Source organism: Streptomyces sp. NPDC048361 (assembly GCF_040651795.1).
Classification (GTDB): Bacteria; Actinomycetota; Actinomycetes; order Streptomycetales; family Streptomycetaceae; genus Streptomyces.
Genome location: NZ_JBEZKW010000007.1, coordinates 25,604 through 40,892, shown reverse-complemented (window position 1 = coordinate 40,892; position 15,289 = coordinate 25,604). Strand labels below are relative to the sequence as shown.

Here is a 15,289-nt window from a genome sequence, read left to right as displayed (position 1 = left end):
AGCGTTGCGCCCCATGCGTCTCGTCATCGCCCGCTGCTCCGTCGACTATGCGGGCCGGCTCACCGCCCATCTCCCCTCCGCCCCCCGTCTCATCCTGGTGAAGGCGGACGGCAGCGTGTCCATCCACGCTGACGACCGGGCGTACAAGCCTCTCAACTGGATGTCGCCGCCCTGCACCCTCAAGGAGGGGGCCGGGGAGAGCGAAGGTGTCTGGACGGTCGTCAACAAGGCGGGCGAGAAGCTCATCATCACGATGGAGGAGATCCTCCACGACTCGTCGCACGAACTCGGTGTGGACCCTGGCCTGATCAAGGACGGCGTGGAAGCGCACCTTCAGGAGCTGCTCGCGGACCGCATCGAGACCCTCGGCGACGGATACACCCTGATCCGCCGCGAATACCCCACGGCGATCGGCCCGGTGGACATCCTGTGCCGGGACGGCGACGGCAGGACCGTCGCGATCGAGATCAAGCGGCGCGGCGAGATCGACGGTGTGGAGCAGCTGACCCGCTATCTGGAGCTGCTCAACCGCGACCCGCACCTCGCCCCGGTCCAGGGCGTCTTCGCGGCGCAGGAGATCAAGCCCCAGGCCCGGGTGCTCGCCACCGACCGCGGCATCGGCTGTGTGGTGCTCGACTACAACGCCCTGCGCGGCATCGAGGACGACAAGCTCCGCCTGTTCTGAGCCCGTTGGTACGCACCGCCCCCCCGGATGCGTACGGGAGCCGTTCACCAGGTGTACGAGAAGGGGCCCGCGGAGTGGGCCCCTTCTCGTGTGCTGCGGGGGGGCGCGACCGTCACCCGGGGTGACGGTCGCGCCGATGGCCCCGCGGGGTCCTGCGCCGACCCGCCGGGACCGATGAGGTCGAGGTCGCCGGGGGCGTTTCGGCTGGGTGTGGTCGACGGGAACGCCGGGGTTTCAGTGGGCGTGATCGATGTCGACGGCGGGGTTTCAGCTGGGTGTGGTCGACGTCGACGGCGGCGTGGATCCGGCCCGCGCGGTGGACGTCGGGGAGGTGGGGGCCGTGCTGCCGGGCGGCGGTTTACTGCTGGGGTCCGGCGGGCTGCTGCCCCCGCTACCGGGCGACGACGAGGCCGGCGTCGAGGGAGTGCCCGTCGGCGGGTCGCTCCTGGGCGGGGTCGGGTCCGGCGGCGTCGGCTTCGTCGGCGTGATCGAGCCCGAGGGCCTGCCCGGCGTCGAGGACTTCGGGCCACCCGGTGTGGACGGCCCGGTCGAGGGGTGGCCGGTGGCGCCCGGGGTGCTCGGCGATCCGCTGGTGCCCGGCACCGGCTGCCCGGAGCTGCCGGGCTTCGGGATGACGCCCGGCTTGCCGGTGCTCGCGGGTCCGCCCTTGTTGTCGCCCGGTGTGGCGCCGCCGCTGGGGTCGTCGGGGCCGGTGCTCGCACCGCTGCCGTCGTCGCCCGCTTCGCCGGTCGACCGCTGCTGCTGTTTGACGTCGTTGTCGGGGTGCTCGCCGGTGCTGCCGGAGGTCGCGCCGAGCGTGACCACCGTGCCGAGGACCGCGGCGAGCAGGGCGCCGGCGCCGGCCGCGACGAGGTTGCGCCGTGCGCCGCCGAACAGGGTGCGCCGCGCCTTGGGCATGGCGGCCCCGACCGGCGTGTCCCGGCGGGTGATCAACGCGCTCTCCGCGCCGGGGAGTTGAGCGGTCACCACGGCCGACGGGGCGCCCATGGCCGGCCCCTGGAACTCCTCGGGGCGGGCGACCGGGGTCTCGGCCGCGGCCGGGGCGCGGCCGCCCGGCAGCAGCGCGCCGGAACGGTCCTCGACCAGGGCGAGGGCGCGGCGACCGGCGACGGTGCCGCGCTTGTCGGAGAGTGCGCCGCGCAGCCCGATGGAGGCCTCCAGCTCGGCGCGGGCCCGGTCGAGCCCTCCGTTGCAGAGCGCGAGGACACCCAACTCGTGGTGGAAGTAGGCCTCTTCTGCCACCTCCCCGGTGCGGCGGGCCGCCTCGGAGCCGGCTCTGAGGGCGCGCTCCCACGCCCCCCAGTGGAGACTCGCGGCGAAGACCGGGGCGGCGGTGCGGGCCAGTTCGACCGCGGCGGCGGGGTGGTCGGGCTCGTCACCGGGGAGCAGCGCGCTCATCGAGGCGAGCACCCCGTCCGCCTCGGCGGCGGCGCGCTCGGGGGTGACCGAGGGGTGCCCGGTCCACCAGGTGTAGTGCCGGGCCGCGGTGTGGGCGAGCTCGCCTGCGTCGGTCGCGTACCCCGAGTTCTCCAGCTGGGTGAGGACGCCCGCGGCGAGGCGGTAACGGGAGCCGGCCGGGGACAGGAGTCCGCTGTCGAGGAGTTCGCCGAGGGCGGCGTCGGCGTGGGTGTCGCCGATGAGTGCGGGCAGGTGCGCCTGGTGCGGCACTTCGCCGCCGAGGGCGACGGCGAACCGCAGGGTGGCCCGGGCGGCCTCGCTCAGCCGGGAGGCGAGGAGCGCCGCGGGGGCCGCGCCTTCGCCGAGCGTGGGCAGCGGGACCTCGCGGCCCTCGCGGCCCTCGCCCGAGAACACCGACGCCTCGGCGGGCTCGTCCACCGGAAAGCCGTACGGATCAAGGGAGTTGACCTCGCCGCGCAGCCGGTCGCGCTGGCGCAGCAGGGCGCCTGCCTGGACGAAGCGCAGCGGCAGCCCCTCGGACTCGAACCACAGGTCGCCCGCCCAGTTGGCTTCCTCGTCGGTGAGCGGCCGGTCGACGGCCTGTTCCAGGAGTTCGAGGGAGGCGTTGCGGCCGAGGCCGGACAGGAAGACCTCTTCGACGTGGGACTCGACGTGCGGGGCCTGCACATCGGGGGTGGCGGCGAGCGCGTAGGCACACTCGGGGGTGGCCAGGAGCAGCTCTTCGAGGGTGGCCCCGCCGAACTCGAGGTCGTCCAGGACGACGACGGCGCCGATCTCGTGGACCCGGTCGAGGAGCGTGGCCCGGTCGGGCCGGTGCCGGGGTGCCTGGAAGACCGTGGCGTAGAGCTCGTGCAGCAGCTCGGTGGGGGTGCGCCGGTGGCCGGAGAGGCGTACGACGCCGTCGGGGGCGAGTTCGGCGCAGTCGCCGGCTACGGCGTCGAGGAGGGCGCTGCGCCCGGAGCCGGCAGGCCCGGTGAGCCGTACGGAGCGGCCGCGGCCGAGGAGGCGTACGAGCCTGGCGCGTTCCTCCTGCCGTTCGAGCAGGGCGGGGGTGGGCGCCATGAGGCCGGGGGGCAGCGGCGGCAGGGCGGCCCTTTGGTACTCGGCGCGGTCGGTGGCGTCGCGCCGCGCGGGCCGCGCGGGTATCTCGCCGGGCGGGCAGTTCTCGATCTCGCTGCCGTCGACCGGGTTGACGGTGAGGAGGAAGTCGCCGGCGACGAGCTGGACGGTGCGGGCCAGTCCGGCCGCGCGCTGTCCGAAGTCGGTGGTGGCGGGCTCCTTGTCGCGCGGCGGGCGGTGCGATGCGGCGGCCGGTTCCGTGTGTGCGCCCGCAACGCCGACCGCGTCGTCGGCATGGTTGAACTCTTCCGGTCCCCGGCTCATCGGGTCCATGGTGAAAGCCCCCCAGATGCGTGGTGCGTAAGGAATGCCCCTCCCGGTCCTTACACTTCGCTCTTCGCTGTCGCTTCTGGTCCGGTGCCCGCCGTGTGGGTTCGTCGATCGGCGGGAAGCCGAACCTTAGACCTCGGGACAGTATCTACGAACAGGCGGGGTGCCGCCCCGCCCAAGACGTCACAGTCTCGTGAGGATTGCGTGCGGAGTCCGATTACCGTACTCCTGTCCTGACAACGCCCGTCCTGGGAAGCCGTGTACGGGTTTCAGCGCCCGCCGGGGCATCCGGGATCCGCCGCGGCGCCCGGGCCGGCTACACGCGCGGCAGGGCCTCCGCCACGATGCCGCCCTCGATCGCGAGGATGCGGTGCAGCCGGGTGGCGACCAGGAGGCGCTGCATCTGGGCCGGGACGCCGCGCAGCACGAGGCGCCGGCCGCACCGGCCGGCCCGGCGGTGGGCTCCCATGATCACGCCGAGTCCCGTGGCGTCCCACGAGTCCAGTTCGGTGAGGTCGAGCACGAGGTCGCCCACCCCGTCGTCGACCGCCGAGTGCAGGGCCGTACGGGCGTCCGCCGCGCTGCGGACGTCGAGGCGGCCCCCGACGACCAGCTCGACGTGGTCGCCCCTGATGTGCATATGCGCTCCCGAGGATGGTGTGGCTCTTACGACAACCGACTCAACAACTGACTGCCCGACGGCCGCGGAAGTTGCCGCCCGTGAGCGAACCGATACCTAATTCACCCCATGGAGTGAGGTCTCGGGCGGTCGGCGGTTCAGTGCTTGTAGAAGCCCTGCCCGCTCTTGCGACCGATGTCACCCGCGTCCACCATCCGGCGCATCAGCTCCGGCGGGGCGAACTTCTCGTCCTGGGACTCGGTGTAGATGTTGCTGGTGGCGTGCAGCAGGATGTCCACGCCGGTGAGGTCGGCGGTGGCGAGCGGGCCCATGGCGTGGCCGAAGCCCAGCTTGCAGGCGAGGTCGATGTCCTCGGCGCTGGCCACGCCCGACTCGTACAGCTTGGCCGCCTCGACGACGAGCGCCGAGATGAGGCGGGTGGTGACGAAGCCGGCCACGTCGCGGTTGACGACGATGCAGGTCTTGCCGACCGACTCGGCGAACTCGCGCGCGGCGGCCAGGGTTTCGTCGCTGGTCTTGTAGCCGCGCACCAGCTCGCACAGCTGCATCATCGGGACCGGCGAGAAGAAGTGGACGCCGACGACCCGCTCGGGGTGCTCGGTGGCCGCCGCGATCTTGGTGATGGGGATGGCGGAGGTGTTGGAGGCGAGCACGGTCTCCGGGCGCACGATCTTGTCGAGCGTGCGGAAGATCTCGTGCTTGACCTCCAGCTTCTCGAAGACGGCCTCGACGACGATGTCGGCGTCGGCGGCGGCGTCCAGATCGGTGGTCGTGGTGATGCGGGCGAGCGCGGCCTCGGCGTCCTCGGCGGCCAGCTTCCCCTTGCCCACGAAGCGGTCGTACGAGGCCTTGATGCCGTCGGTGCCCCGCGTGAGGGCCTCGTCGGTGACGTCGCGCAGGACGACGTCCCAGCCCGCCTGGGCAGAGACCTGCGCGATACCGGACCCCATGAGTCCGGCTCCGATGACGGCGAGCTTCCTGGCCACGACACTTCCCTCCAACAGGTTTCCAACCAAGCCTTCTTGAGCCTTCTTGGCGGAGGCTATCGGCCGGGCGGCCTTCTGGGAGTGCTAAGAGATGCGCGTCACGTCTCAGATGACGGACATCACACCGGACGGCGTGAGGTGGGTCTCAGCGGGCGCCCCGTACGGCGTAGTTGAGCACCTTGTCCCCCAGGAGCCCCTCCATCTCGTCGATCAGGACGAGGACCTCGCGGGAGACGGCCTTCGGGTCGCGGCCGGCCGCGTATCTGGGCTCGTACGCGACCACGGCCATGCTGTACGGGGGCCTGGTGGCGGCCGGCTTCGCGGTACTCGCCGTGACGGTGGGCACACGCGCCTTCCGGACGGCCGGAGCATAACTACTCTGGCGGCATGGTCAATCTGACGCGCATCTACACCCGCACCGGCGACCAGGGCACGACCGCCCTCGGGGACATGAGCCGGACCGCCAAGACCGATCTGCGGATCGCGGCGTACGCCGACGCCAACGAGGCCAACGCCGTCATCGGCACGGCCATCGCGCTCGGGCAGCTCTCCGAGGAGGTCGTGAAGGTGCTGGTCCGGGTCCAGAACGACCTCTTCGACGTCGGCGCGGACCTCGCGACGCCGGTCGTCGAGAACCCGGAGTACCCGCCGCTGCGGGTGGAGCAGTCCTACGTCGACAAGCTGGAGGCGGACTGCGACCGCTTCCTTGAGGACCTGGAGAAGCTCCGCAGCTTCATCCTCCCCGGCGGCACGCCGGGCGCGGCGCTGCTGCACCAGGCGTGCACGGTGGTGCGGCGCGCGGAGCGCTCGACATGGGCGGCGCTCGAAGCCCACGGCGAGGTCATGAACGCCCTGACGGCGACGTACCTGAACCGGCTGTCGGACCTTCTCTTCATCCTGGCGCGGACGGCGAACGCGGAGGTCGGGGACGTCCTGTGGGTCCCGGGCGGCGAACGCTGACCCCGGCCACCTGCGCACCGTACGGGGCCGGTCGCACAGTTCCCCGCGCCCCTGACCCCGCCTTCGGGTGCGGACCGTGCCCGCGTCTCGCACAGTTCCCCCCGCCCCTGAACTGCTCGGTGCCGACCCGCATGGACAACCTCAGCCCGTCATGGGGGTCCCCCTGGCCCTTGAGGCCTTGGGGGAGTTTGAGGGGTTCACTGGTTGGACTTGGTGTCCTCGTCGGCCGCCGCGGCAGCGGACTCCGCGTCGCTCACCTTCTTCTCCATCTGCTGCTCCGTTCCGGAGGAGGAGGAGAGAGCCGGGGAGGAGGAGGGAGACGGGGAGGAGGAGGGAGACGGGGCGGACGACGAGTCCGGCCGCGCGTGCGAACCCCCGCACCCCGCCACCAGCACCGCCGCCGCAGCGACCCCCACCGCCCACACCCCGCCCCGCCGCATCACTTCGCCCCGTTCCCGTTCGCCGCGCACCAGGTCGCCACGTCCTTGATGTCCTTCTGACGCTGCTGAAGGGTCGTCACCAACCCCTTGCGATACGTCAGCTTGTGGTCCAGCAGCGTCGCGATCTCCGTGTGCCCCTCCTTCTTCGCGTTGTCCAGCCGCTGCTGCATCCGCGCCACCGAGCCCACCGTGGTGACTCCCCCGTCGAGCCGGTTCAGGGCGCGCTCGATGTGCTTCTCGGCCTTGGGTTCCCGCTTGCAGACGCCCTTGGCGCCGTCCCCGGTCGGCGCCTTCGCGGTCCGGGTCTTCGCGGAGGCCGCCGGCGAAGGCGTGGAGTCCGCGAAGGCGCTGGGCGCGGTGACGGTCAGTACGGCCGTCGCGGCGAGGGCCGCCGCCGCGATCCGGCGGGGTCGAAAGATGGCGTTGCGCATGGCTGCTGCCTCCCTGATGTACGGGTTTCCGGTACGCCCAGGAGGCTAGGAAGGCTCTTTGTGGGAACTCTGTGATCGCTCCGCGGTGGCCGTCAACCAGTCCCGCCGCAGGCGGAGTTCGCCCTCCCGCCCCGAGCCCTCCGCAGGCAGCCGCACCGTGCACCGGGTGCCCGTGCCGTCAGGGCCCGCGCCGAGTTCCACCGTGCCCCGGTGCAGCGCCGCCTGCTGCGCCACCAGGGTCAGCCCCAGCCCCGACCCGGTACTGGCCGGCCCCCGGTGGAAGCGGCGGAACACCTCCTGACGGGCGGCGGGCTCGATCCCCGGGCCCCGGTCGTCGACGGTGAGCAGCACCTGACCGCCCGCGAGCCCCACGCCCACCGCGATCTCGGCCCGGCCCCGCGCGTCCCTGCCGTGGGCCAGCGCGTTGCCCAGCAGGTTGTCGAGCAGGATGCGGACGCCCGGCTCCCAGCCGTACAGCGGCGCGGGCCCGGCGTCCAGGGTGATCAGGGCGTCCGGGGCGCGCCTGCGGGCCTCGGCGACCGCGGCGTCGGCGACCTCCGCAACGTCGAGCATCCGGAACGCGTCGGCCTCGACCAGGTCGCCGCGGCCCAGCTCGCGCAGCGCCACCAGCATGCCGAGCAGCCGCCCGTGCTCGCGCCGCAGATCCTCGACGACCTCGGCGCGCTCGGTACCGGGCAGCCCGGGGTGGGCCAGGACGTCGAGATTGGTCCCCATGCTCATCAGCGGGTTGCGCAGTTCGTGCGAGGCGGCCGCGGCGAAGGAGCGCGCGGTATCCAGAGCCTCCGCGGTGCGGGCGGCCTGCTCGTCGTAGCGGGCGAGGACCGTCTGGAGGGTGGCGGCCAGGTCGTCGACCTCGACGATCCGGGTCGGCCGGTGTTCCAGGCGGGCCGATGTGGCCCGCGGGTCGAGCCCGGCCGCCGCCCGCCGCAGCCGGCCGAGCGGGCGGGCCGCGGCGCTCGCGATGCCCCAGGCGAGCAGCGCGGAGAGCGGCGCGGCGAGCAGTGCGGTGGTCACGACCCGCCTGCGGACCAGGGCGATCCGCGCGCGACTCGCGGTGTCCGGCTCGAACACCCACAGGGTGCCGGAGACCTGCGCCCCCGTGACGGGCAGCGCGTACGCCCGCCAGCTGCGGCCCCCGCCGCCCACGGTGACCGGCCCTTTCGTGGCGGCGGGCAGCGCCACCGATGGGTCGGGCTGGGGGCCGCCGCTGAAGGTGCCGTCGGGCCCGACGAGCCGTACGCCGACGTCCAACGCGGCGTTGAACAGCCTGCGTTGCCGATTCTCCTCGGCGGTCGGGCGGCCGTTGGCGGCGGCCTGCAGCAGGGTGCGCGCGTCCTGCGCGACGGCGGTGGCCCGGGCCCGCAGATGACTGTCCTCGGCGCGGTGCAGATCGCGGCCGACCAGGGTGAGCAGCAGCCAGCCGCAGGCGAGGACCAGGAGCGGGACGGTGACGCCGACGGCGAGCGCGATCCGGGTGGCGAGCTTCACGGCTGCTCCCTCAGGACGAAGCCGACGCCGCGCACGGTGTGCACGAGCCGGGACGCCCCGCCGGCCTCCAGTTTGCGGCGCAGATAGCTGACGAAGGTGTCGACGGCGTCGGTGCGTACGTCGAAGTCGTACCCCCAGACCCGGTCGAGGAGCTGGTCGCGGCTGAGGACGATCCCGGCGTTGCGGGCGAGCACTTCGAGGAGTTCGTACTCGCGCCGGGTGAGGTCGAGGGTGCGGCCTTCGCGGTGGACGGTGCGGGCCGCCGGGTCGATGACCAGGCCGCAGACGCGGACCACGTCGTGTTCGGCGGGCGGACGCCGGCGCAGCAGGGCGTGCAGCCGCAGCACCAGCTCCTGGAGGGCGAAGGGTTTGACCAGGTAGTCGTCGCCGCCCGCCTGGAGTCCGGCGATGCGGTCGGCGGTCTCGTCGAGCGCCGAGAGCATCAGGACGGGCAGGTCGTGCCCGTCCCGCCGCAGCGTGGTGCACACCTCGATGCCGCTCATGCCGGGCATGGACACATCGAGGACCAGGACGTCGGGTGGGCGCCGGGCGATCGCGGCGAGCGCGGCCGGCCCGCTGTCGGCGGTGCGGACCTGGAAGCCGCTCAGCCGCAGCCCCCGGTCGAGCGAGCGGCGCACCGCGTCGTCGTCGTCCACGACCAGAACGTCTCCGGCCCGGCTCGGCCCGCTCATCCGCTTCCTCACTTCATCCGGCTACCGCCGGGTCAGCGTACGGTCCCCGACTGTGTGCCCCCCTGAGCCGCGGTCGGAGGCCGGCCGTGCTTCCAGTCGGGCTGCGCGCCGATCCCAGGCCGACGGCGGTGACCACGAGCGGCAGCACTTCGAGGACCAGTGCGCTGAGCAGCACCGCCCCACTGGTGCGCCGGAGATTCGCGCTCCGTCTCGACATGGCCGAGGCGACGGTGAAGACGCACGTCAGCAGATTGCTGGGGAAGCCGAGGTTGCGCAGCAGGGCTCAAGCGGCGCTCCTGGCACGGGAGTTGGGAATCCGGTGGACGACAAGGCATCGAAGGTCTGGACCTCTTGACGGTTGGTCCAGACCTTTCTACGCTCACCGCACACTGCTGTGGTGGGCATGCCATCCCTGGCGCGTCGAGGCACGCTCACCGGACGGAGCAGGGTTCCACCCCCACCACCGTCGCACCATTCGGGAGCAGCCTTGAGAACCGCACGTCGCATCCGTACGGGCTTCAGATCAAGAGCCGCAGCGGCCCTGACCGCACTCGCCCTCCCCGTGGCCGCCCTCGTCGGCCTCGCCTCCCCGGCCCAGGCCGCCACCTCGGCCACCGCCACCTACGCCAAGTCCTCGGACTGGGGCTCCGGCTTCGGCGCCGCCTGGACCATCAAGAACACCGGCACCACGGCGCTGAGTTCCTGGACCGTGGAGTGGGACTACCCCTCGGGTACGTCCGTGACCTCGGCCTGGGACGCGGACGTCACGAGCTCCGGCACCCACTGGACCGCCAAGAACAAGTCGTACAACGGCGCCATCGCACCCGGCGCGAGCGTGAGCTTCGGCTTCAACGGCGCGGGCTCCGGATCGCCTTCGGGCTGCAAGCTCAACGGCGGTTCCTGTGACGGGAGTACGACGCCGCCGACCGGCGACAACCCGCCCTCGGCCCCCGGCACCCCGACCACGAGCAACGTCACCGACACCGGTGTCTCGCTGTCCTGGTCCGCCGCGACCGACGACAAGGGCGTCAAGAACTACGACGTCTACCGGGGCTCGGCGAAGATCGCCACCGTCACCGGCACCACGTACGCCGACTCGGGCCTGACCAAGGGCACGACGTACACCTACAGCGTGACCGCGCGCGACACCGCCGACCAGACCGGCCCCTCCTCGGGCTCGGTCACCGTGACGACCACCGGCGGAGGCGGCGGCCCCGCCCCCGGCGGCGACAAGGTGCGGCTCGGCTACTTCACCGACTGGGGCATCTACCAGCGCAACTACCAGGTGAAGAACATCGTCACCTCGGGCTCGGCGAGCAAGCTGACCCACATCAACTACGCGTTCGGCAACGTCACCAACGGGCAGTGTGCCATCGGTGACGCGTACGCCGACTACCAGAAGACGTACGACGCGTCCTCCAGCGTCGACGGCACCGCCGACACGTGGGACCAGCCGGTCGCGGGCAACATCAACCAGCTCCGCGAGCTGAAGAAGAAGTACCCGAACATCAAGATCCTGTGGTCGTTCGGCGGCTGGACGTGGTCCGGCGGCTTCGGCGCGGCCGCGGCCAACCCGACGGCGTTCGCCAACTCCTGCTACTCGCTGGTCAAGGACCCCCGCTGGGCCGATGTCTTCGACGGCATCGACATCGACTGGGAGTACCCCAACGCGTGCGGCCTTTCCTGTGACACCAGCGGTCCCGCGGCCCTGAAGAACGTGCTCGCGGCGCTGCGCACCAAGTTCGGCAGCTCGGCGCTGGTCACGGCGGCGGTCACCGCCGACGGGTCGACGGGCGGCAAGATGGACGCGGCGGACTACGGCGGCGCGGCCGCTTACGTCGACTGGTACAACGTCATGACGTACGACTTCTTCGGCGCGTGGGACGCGAAGGGGCCCACGGCCCCGCACTCCCCGCTCACCTCGTACAACGGCATCCCGATCGCGGGCTTCAACACGGACGCGGCGATCCAGAAGTACCTCGGCAAGGGCGTCCCGGCGAGCAAGCTCAACCTGGGCATCGGCTTCTACGGCCGCGGCTGGACGGGCGTCACGCAGGACGCGCCCGGCGGCACGGCGACGGGGCCGGCGCCGGGCACGTACGAGCAGGGCATCGAGGACTACAAGGTCCTGAAGTCGTCCTGCCCCGTGACCGGCACGATCGCGGGCACGGCGTACGCGCACTGCGGGTCGAACTGGTGGAGCTACGACACGCCGTCGACGATCACCGGGAAGATGAGCTACGTGAAGAACCAGGGCCTTCGGGGCGCGTTCTTCTGGGAGTTCAGCGGTGACACGTCGAACGGGGAGCTGCTGACGGCGATGGACTCCGGGTTGAAGTAACCCATCCCCCTCCACGAACCCCGGCCGGGCCCGTCCCCCGCGCCGGGGCTTCCGGGCGTCCGCCCCCGGGAAGCGTCTATCGCCTGCAGACCGCGCGTGGCTGGTCGCGCAGTTCCCCGCGCCCCTTGACTACTGGATGCGGGCCCGCATGCGCAACCACAGCCTGTCCGGCGATTGAGGACGAGCGCCCTTCAGGCGCGAACGGGGTCTGGGGCGGAGCCCCAGCAGCCCCGCCTTCGTGTGCAGACCGCGCGTGGCTGGTCGCGCAGTTCCCCGCGCCCCTGGCGGTACTGGTGCCGCCCGGCATGGGCATACGCAGCCCGTCCAGCGATTGAGGACGAGGGCTAGGCGACGTTGACGCGTTGGCCGGGGGGCGCCGCTTCCAGCCAGGCCAGAAACCCCGTCAGCGCATCCTCGCTCATCGCGAGCTCAAGCCGCGTGCCCCGATGCGTACACCCCAGGATGATCGCGTCGGACAGGAGCGCGAGCTCCTCCTCGCCCTCGGGGAGGCGACGGGACACCACGTCGATGGCGGAACGTTCAAGAACGCGCCGCGGCCTCATCGCGTACGAGAAGACCCGGAACCACTCGATCCGGTCGCCGTTGTAGCGGGCCACCCCGTACACCCAGCCCTTGCCACTGGTGTCCGGCGTCTCCGGAAGGCCCCAGCGCAGACTGCAGTCGAACGTCCCACCGGAACGCTGGATCAGCCGCCGGCGCAGACCGAAGACGAAGAGTCCCACCAGTACCAGCGCGACGACCAGGCCACACACAAGCAGAGCGAGAGTCATCTACACCGACCTCCTCGCTCAACCAGTAATCCAGCAACGGAAAAATCTGCCTGCATCGCCTCAGCCGCGACCGGCTCCGGAAGATTCCGGACCGAGCCGCGGCTGAGGAAAATCACGGGCGAGAGGGCTAGCCCTTCGCCACCGCACGCAGTCGTACGTCGGCGCGGCGCTCGGCCGCGGCGTCCGACTCCGACTGCGCACTCTCCAGCGCACGCTCGGCGCGCTGGACATCGATCTCGTCCGCCAGCTCGGCAACCTCGGCGAGCAGCGACAGCTTGTTGTCGGCGAAGGAGAGAAATCCACCGTGCACCGCCGCGACGACGGTGCCGCCCTCGCTCGTACGGATCATCACCGGGCCCGACTCCAGCACACCAAGGAGCGGCTGGTGACCGGGCATGACGCCGATGTCGCCGGACGTGGTGCGCGCGACGACCAGGGTGGCCTCGCCGGACCAGACACTGCGGTCCGCGGCGACGAGCTCGACGTGCAGCTCAGTAGCCATGGTTGGCTCCTTGGGTCACCACCCGGCGGTTCGGCCGGGTGTTGGGTCGATTCTAGTCAGTTCTTGCGTGGCGATACGCAGAGGGGCGGGACGCACCCGCCCCTCCACGCGGTCGGGCGCGTCAGGAGACGCCCAGCTCCTTGGCGTTGGCCTTGAGGTCTTCCAGGCCACCGCACATGAAGAACGCCTGCTCGGGGAAGTGGTCGTACTCGCCGTCGCAGATCTGGTTGAACGCGATGATCGACTCTTCCAGCGGGACGTCCGAACCGTCGACGCCGGTGAACTGCTTGGCGACGTGCGTGTTCTGCGACAGGAAGCGCTCCACGCGGCGGGCGCGGTGCACGACCAGCTTGTCCTCTTCGCCGAGCTCGTCGATGCCGAGGATGGCGATGATGTCCTGGAGGTCCTTGTACTTCTGCAGGATCGTCTTGACGCGCATGGCGGCGTCGTAGTGCTCCTGCGCGATGTAGCGCGGGTCCAGGATCCGGGACGTGGAGTCCAGCGGGTCCACGGCCGGGTAGATGCCCTTCTCGGAGATCGGACGGGAGAGAACCGTCGTCGCGTCGAGGTGGGCGAAGGTGGTGGCCGGGGCCGGGTCGGTCAGGTCGTCCGCGGGGACGTAGATCGCCTGCATCGAGGTGATCGAGTGACCACGGGTCGAGGTGATGCGCTCCTGGAGGAGACCCATCTCGTCGGCCAGGTTCGGCTGGTAACCCACCGCGGAGGGCATACGGCCGAGCAGGGTCGACACCTCGGAACCCGCCTGGGTGTACCGGAAGATGTTGTCGATGAAGAAGAGGACGTCCTGCTTCTGGACGTCACGGAAGTACTCCGCCATCGTCAGACCGGCCAGGGCGACCCGAAGACGCGTGCCCGGCGGCTCGTCCATCTGACCGAAGACCAGGGCGGTCTTGTCGATGACGCCCGACTCCTGCATTTCCTCGATGAGGTCGTTGCCCTCACGGGTGCGCTCACCGACACCGGCGAACACCGACACACCGTCGTGGTTGTTGGCCACGCGGTAGATCATTTCCTGGATGAGGACGGTCTTGCCGACACCGGCACCACCGAACAGGCCGATCTTTCCACCCTTGACGTACGGGGTGAGAAGGTCGATGACCTTGACGCCGGTCTCGAACATCTCGGTCTTGGACTCGAGCTGGTCGAAGTTGGGCGCCTTGCGGTGGATCGGCCAGCGCTCGCCGATGTTGGCGTTCTCCTCGGGCTTGTTCAGCACCTCGCCGAGGGTGTTGAACACCTTGCCCTTGGTGAAGTCGCCGACCGGCACCGTGATGCCGTTGCCCGTGTCGGTCACCGGGGCCTGGCGGACCAGACCGTCGGTGGGCTGCATCGAGATCGCGCGCACGATGCCGTCACCCAGGTGCTGGGCGACTTCGAGCGTCAGCGTCTTGAGCTTGCCGTCCTCGGCCGGGTCGGCCACCTGGACGTGCAGCGCGTTGTAGATCTCCGGCATCGCGTCGACGGGGAACTCCACGTCGACGACCGGGCCGATGACCCGGGCGACGCGGCCCGTGGCAACGGCCGTCTCAACAGTGGTCGTCATTACTTGTCACTCCCCGCGGTCGCGTCGGCCAGCGCACTGGAGCCACCGACGATCTCGCTGATTTCCTGGGTGATTTCGGCCTGGCGGGCCGCGTTGGCAAGCCGGGAGAGGCTCTTGATGAGCTCTCCGGCGTTGTCGGTGGCCGACTTCATCGCGCGGCGACGGGCGGCGTGCTCGGAAGCGGCCGACTGAAGCAGCGCGTTGTAGATGCGGCTTTCGACGTAGCGCGGCAGCAGGGCGTCGAGGACGTCCTCCGCCGACGGCTCGAAGTCGAAGAGCGGAAGGATCTCGCCCTTCGCGCCTTCCTCCTCCGGAGCCTTCTCCAGCGACAGCGGCAGCATCCGGTTGTCGACCGGGCTCTGCGTCATCATCGACACGAACTCCGTGAAGACGATGTGCAGTTCGTCCGCTCCGCCCTCGGCCGTCTCCGTCTGGATGGCCTCGATGAGCGGTGCGGCGACCTGCTTGGCGTCCGCGTAGGTCGGGCTGTCGGTGAAGCCGGTCCACGACTGTGAGACCTTGCGCTCACGGAAGCCGTAGTAGGCGACACCCTTGCGGCCGACGATGTACGTGTCGACCTCCTTGCCCTCGCTCCGCAGCCGCTCCGAGAGCTTCTCCGCGGCCTTGATGGCGTTGGAGGAGTAGCCGCCGGCCAGACCGCGGTCGCTCGTGATGAGCAGGACCGCGGCGCGGGTCGGCGCCTCCGCCTCGGTGGTGAGCGGGTGCTTGGTGGTGGAGCCGGTCGCCACCGCGGTCACCGCACGGATGAGCTCGGTCGCGTACGGCGTGGAGGCCGCCACCTGGCGCTGCGCCTTGACGATGCGCGAGGCGGCGATCATCTCCATCGCCTTGGTGATCTTCTTGGTCGCGGTGACGGATCGGATGCGACGCTTGTAGACCCGGAGCTGCGCTCCCATGA

At 71.1% G+C, this 15,289-nt stretch carries 14 protein-coding genes and 3 pseudogenes; 5 read left to right on the top strand and 12 right to left on the bottom strand.

Annotated features, from left to right (window positions below):
• Positions 1 to 13 precede the first annotated feature (13 nt).
• Positions 14 to 685, top strand: a complete 672-nt coding sequence (gene nucS / locus AB0D31_RS05995; RefSeq protein WP_362717597.1) for an endonuclease NucS — start codon at positions 14 to 16, stop codon at positions 683 to 685.
• A gap of 267 nt (positions 686 to 952) precedes the next feature.
• Here the strand turns inward: nucS and AB0D31_RS05990 are convergent, their stop codons facing one another.
• The 4 genes and pseudogenes from AB0D31_RS05990 to AB0D31_RS05975 all read right to left on the bottom strand — a co-directional run.
• On the bottom strand, positions 953 to 3,517 hold the full coding sequence (locus AB0D31_RS05990) for an ATP-binding protein (RefSeq protein ID WP_362717594.1): 2,565 nt from the start codon (positions 3,515 to 3,517) through the stop codon (positions 953 to 955).
• A 313-nt stretch (positions 3,518 to 3,830) separates the two neighbouring features.
• Positions 3,831 to 4,154 (bottom strand): STAS domain-containing protein, encoded by a 324-nt coding sequence (locus tag AB0D31_RS05985; RefSeq protein ID WP_362717591.1) that lies wholly within the window; start codon positions 4,152 to 4,154, stop codon positions 3,831 to 3,833.
• Between the two features lie 137 nt (positions 4,155 to 4,291).
• Complete coding sequence (locus tag AB0D31_RS05980; RefSeq protein WP_362717589.1) at positions 4,292 to 5,140, bottom strand: 3-hydroxyacyl-CoA dehydrogenase family protein; 849 nt, start codon at positions 5,138 to 5,140, stop codon at positions 4,292 to 4,294.
• Between the two features lie 145 nt (positions 5,141 to 5,285).
• Positions 5,286 to 5,396: pseudogene (locus AB0D31_RS05975) on the bottom strand (TetR/AcrR family transcriptional regulator); the annotation flags it as partial.
• A 1-nt stretch (position 5,397) separates the two neighbouring features.
• Between AB0D31_RS05975 and AB0D31_RS05970 the strand changes: the two are divergent.
• Together AB0D31_RS05970 and AB0D31_RS05965 are read left to right on the top strand one after the other, a co-directional pair.
• Positions 5,398 to 5,514, top strand: a pseudogene (locus AB0D31_RS05970) (ABC transporter permease); the annotation flags it as partial.
• 13 nt (positions 5,515 to 5,527) lie between these two features.
• A complete protein-coding gene (locus tag AB0D31_RS05965) occupies positions 5,528 to 6,100 on the top strand; it encodes a cob(I)yrinic acid a,c-diamide adenosyltransferase (protein WP_362717586.1) in 573 nt (190 codons plus the stop codon).
• Positions 6,101 to 6,297: 197 nt separating this feature from the next.
• Here AB0D31_RS05965 and AB0D31_RS05960 read toward each other — a convergent pair whose 3' ends face one another.
• From AB0D31_RS05960 to AB0D31_RS05945, 4 genes are read right to left on the bottom strand one after another with little or no spacing between them, the layout of a single operon-like run.
• Complete coding sequence (locus AB0D31_RS05960; protein WP_362717583.1) at positions 6,298 to 6,516, bottom strand: hypothetical protein; 219 nt, start codon at positions 6,514 to 6,516, stop codon at positions 6,298 to 6,300.
• A 23-nt stretch (positions 6,517 to 6,539) separates the two neighbouring features.
• Complete coding sequence (locus tag AB0D31_RS05955; protein WP_362717581.1) at positions 6,540 to 6,971, bottom strand: hypothetical protein; 432 nt, start codon at positions 6,969 to 6,971, stop codon at positions 6,540 to 6,542.
• Positions 6,972 to 7,016: 45 nt separating this feature from the next.
• Positions 7,017 to 8,480 carry a HAMP domain-containing sensor histidine kinase gene (locus AB0D31_RS05950; protein ID WP_362717578.1) on the bottom strand — a complete coding sequence of 488 codons (1,464 nt, stop codon included), beginning with the start codon at positions 8,478 to 8,480 and terminating at the stop codon, positions 7,017 to 7,019.
• Positions 8,477 to 9,172: a response regulator transcription factor gene (locus AB0D31_RS05945; RefSeq protein WP_362717575.1), complete on the bottom strand. Its 696-nt coding sequence runs from the start codon at positions 9,170 to 9,172 to the stop codon at positions 8,477 to 8,479. The genes AB0D31_RS05950 and AB0D31_RS05945 overlap by 4 nt, the downstream gene beginning before the upstream one ends.
• Before the next feature lie 200 nt (positions 9,173 to 9,372).
• On the opposite strand from AB0D31_RS05945, the pseudogene AB0D31_RS05940 reads away from it, so the two are divergent.
• Together AB0D31_RS05940 and AB0D31_RS05935 are read left to right on the top strand one after the other, a co-directional pair.
• Positions 9,373 to 9,489: pseudogene (locus AB0D31_RS05940) on the top strand (LuxR C-terminal-related transcriptional regulator); the annotation flags it as partial.
• 170 nt (positions 9,490 to 9,659) lie between these two features.
• The gene (locus AB0D31_RS05935; RefSeq protein WP_362717572.1) at positions 9,660 to 11,513 is read left to right on the top strand and encodes a glycoside hydrolase family 18 chitinase; all 1,854 of its coding nucleotides are present in this window, start codon (positions 9,660 to 9,662) and stop codon (positions 11,511 to 11,513) included.
• 344 nt (positions 11,514 to 11,857) lie between these two features.
• Here the strand turns inward: AB0D31_RS05935 and AB0D31_RS05930 are convergent, their stop codons facing one another.
• The 4 genes from AB0D31_RS05930 to AB0D31_RS05915 all read right to left on the bottom strand — a co-directional run bounded on the left by AB0D31_RS05930 (position 11,858) and on the right by AB0D31_RS05915 (position 15,287).
• Positions 11,858 to 12,304, bottom strand: a complete 447-nt coding sequence (locus tag AB0D31_RS05930; protein WP_328309569.1) for a DUF2550 domain-containing protein — start codon at positions 12,302 to 12,304, stop codon at positions 11,858 to 11,860.
• Positions 12,305 to 12,431: 127 nt separating this feature from the next.
• A complete protein-coding gene (locus AB0D31_RS05925) occupies positions 12,432 to 12,806 on the bottom strand; it encodes a F0F1 ATP synthase subunit epsilon (protein ID WP_362717569.1) in 375 nt (124 codons plus the stop codon).
• A gap of 121 nt (positions 12,807 to 12,927) precedes the next feature.
• Positions 12,928 to 14,370: a F0F1 ATP synthase subunit beta gene (gene atpD, locus AB0D31_RS05920; RefSeq protein ID WP_362717566.1), complete on the bottom strand. Its 1,443-nt coding sequence runs from the start codon at positions 14,368 to 14,370 to the stop codon at positions 12,928 to 12,930.
• Complete coding sequence (locus AB0D31_RS05915) at positions 14,370 to 15,287, bottom strand: F0F1 ATP synthase subunit gamma (protein ID WP_362717563.1); 918 nt, start codon at positions 15,285 to 15,287, stop codon at positions 14,370 to 14,372. Before AB0D31_RS05915 ends, atpD begins: the two co-directional genes overlap by 1 nt.
• Positions 15,288 to 15,289 lie beyond the last annotated feature (2 nt).